General features: G+C 64.1%; 3 protein-coding genes and 1 pseudogene. 3 read left to right on the top strand and 1 reads right to left on the bottom strand.

Annotated elements, in window-relative coordinates:
* From DBR22_RS20440 to nusB, 3 genes and pseudogenes are all read left to right on the top strand, one after another.
* Nucleotides 1–257, top strand: a pseudogene (locus DBR22_RS20440) (tetratricopeptide repeat protein); the annotation flags it as partial.
* A 177-nt stretch (nt 258–434) separates the two neighbouring features.
* On the top strand, nt 435–998 hold the full coding sequence (gene efp / locus DBR22_RS20445; protein ID WP_108600500.1) for an elongation factor P: 564 nt from the start codon (nt 435–437) through the stop codon (nt 996–998).
* A complete protein-coding gene (nusB, locus tag DBR22_RS20450) occupies nt 998–1,408 on the top strand; it encodes a transcription antitermination factor NusB (RefSeq protein WP_108600501.1) in 411 nt (136 codons plus the stop codon). Before efp ends, nusB begins: the two co-directional genes overlap by 1 nt.
* Before the next feature lie 75 nt (nt 1,409–1,483).
* Here the strand turns inward: nusB and DBR22_RS20455 are convergent.
* A partial coding sequence (locus DBR22_RS20455) for a PrsW family intramembrane metalloprotease (protein ID WP_108600502.1) occupies nt 1,484–2,337 on the bottom strand: 854 nt, incomplete at its 5' end.

Below are 2,337 nucleotides of genomic sequence, written 5' to 3' on the forward strand. Positions count from 1 at the left end.
GGATCACCCACCGCACCGACCGCGCGGTGGACCTGTTCCGTCAGTTGCTGGCGGAGTTCCAGGGAACCGACCGCGAAGCCCTGGTCCTGCAGTACCTGGGCCGGGTGCACTACACGGCGGGCCACAATGCCGCTGCCGTGGAGGCCTTTGCCAGGGCGCTGGACCTCCGTGTGGCCCAATCGGCCGACGCCGCCCTCATCTACTCCTCGACGGTGGCGCTGAGGCGCGCCCGTGACGTCCTGGATCTGGCCTGCTGAGCCTCCTTTCCGGGCCCACGGCGGAGACCGGAGCGGCCCCCGAAGCGGGCCACCCCTGAACTACCGGTAGAATGGTTCTTGGATTTTTGATAAACACGCGCCTGGCGCCCCGTGGGGCGTGCCGGCCGGCATAGAACGTCTGACAACTGACCAGACATTAGAAACCAGAGGAAACCAGTGGCAACCACTAACGACATCAAGAACGGCACGGTCCTGAAGCTCGAGGGCCAGCTCTGGAACATCATCGAATTCCAGCACGTCAAGCCCGGCAAGGGTGGCGCCTTCGTGCGGACCAAAATGCGCAATGTGATGTCCGGCAAAGTTGTGGACAAGACGTTCAATGCCGGACTCAAGATCGAGACCGCAACGGTTGACCGCCGCGATTACCAGTACCTGTACCAGGACGGCGCGGACTACGTCTTCATGGACACCGTGGATTACGACCAGATCACCGTTTCGGGCGCCACTGTAGGCGACGCCACCAACTTTATGCTCGAGAACCAGATGGTCAACATCGCCATCCACGAGGGCAACCCCCTGTACATCGAGCTCCCGCCGAGCGTCGTCCTCGAAATCACCTACACCGAGCCGGGCCTGCAGGGCGACCGCTCCTCTGCCGGCACCAAGCCCGCAACGCTGGAGACGGGCTACGAGATCCAGGTTCCGCTCTTCGTCGAGAACAACACCAAGGTCAAGGTTGACACCCGCGACGGCAGCTACCTCGGCCGGGTCAGCGAGTAGTGAGCGCACGCGGTAAGGCCCGTAACAGGGCACTGGAAGTACTTTTTGAAGCTGAACAGCGATCGGTGTCGGCCTTCGACGTGCTCAGGAGCCGGCGTGAACTGACGGATCAGATCGTCAACCCCTACACCCTGGAAATCGTGGAGGGCGTGGTTTCCCAGCAGACCGCCATCGACGAATTCCTGGAGACCTACTCCCAGGGCTGGACGCTGGAGCGGATGCCGTCGGTGGACCGCACCATCCTGCGCATCGGCACCTGGGAACTCCTGTACAACGATGACGTTCCCGACGGCGTCGCGGTCAGTGAGGCAGTGGCGCTGGCCAAGACGCTCTCAACTGATGAGTCGCCGTCGTTCATCAACGGCCTCCTGGGCCGGCTGCAGCAGCTGAAGCCTTCGCTGCTCGCCTAGGCAGCATTTTTCGGCAGAAAGGGACCGGCGTCCACCGCGAGGTGGGCGCCGGTCCCTTTCTGCATGCCGGCGCAGTCAGCCTGCGACGGCGGCGCGCAGTGCCACGATCCGGTGCAGTTGCTGTTGCTCTTCGGCCTGGTGCAACCCGATGTCCCGGCCGCTGAGGATCCGCTGCCTGGTGAAGGCCAGTTGGGTGGCCGCGTGCAGGAATGATTTCATCTGCGGCCGCCGGTTGTAGCCGGCCGCCCAGTGCAGGGCAGTCCGCCGGCCGCGTGGCGTGGCCAGCAGTTCCACCTCGGCGGGGCTGAACCAGCCGGCAGCCGAGTACTCCAGGAGCCGCTGGCGCGTGAGCCGGATTTCTGCCACCCGGAGCAGGATGACGGCCACCACGGCCAGGACAAAGATCGGCACCTGGATGAGGATGTACTCCACCAGGAACCCCTCGCCCATGCTGTTCCACCGGTTATGCAGGATCATTGCCGGCAGCAGGCCCACGAAAAATGCCACCACAGAGGCCCCTGAATGCCAGCGGCGGGCCGCGTAGCCCATGATCAGGCCGGTGGTTCCGGTGAAGATGGCGTGGGCAAAGGGTGACATCACTCCGCGAAGCAGGAAGATCTGGGCAAGGTCGGTTGCCGGGCTTGCTGATTCTGCGATGGCCCGCCCGAAGTAGAGGATGTTTTCGGTGAAGGCGAAGCCGCCGGCGATGGTGAAGGCAAACACCACCCCGTCCACCGGACCGTCGAAGTGTTTGCGGGCCAGCAACAGGAGCACCAGCAGGCCCAGGGACTTGGCGAACTCCTCGACCACCGGCGCCTGGATCGTGGCCATGTACGTCTGCAAATCAGCCACGTCGCTGAACTGGAAGGTCAGGGCGAAGACCGGCTGGATGAGCAGGGTGACCGCGACTGAGACGGCCGCACCCCAGG

This window comes from Arthrobacter sp. HMWF013 (assembly GCF_003061105.1).
Lineage (GTDB): Bacteria > Actinomycetota > Actinomycetes > Actinomycetales > Micrococcaceae > Arthrobacter.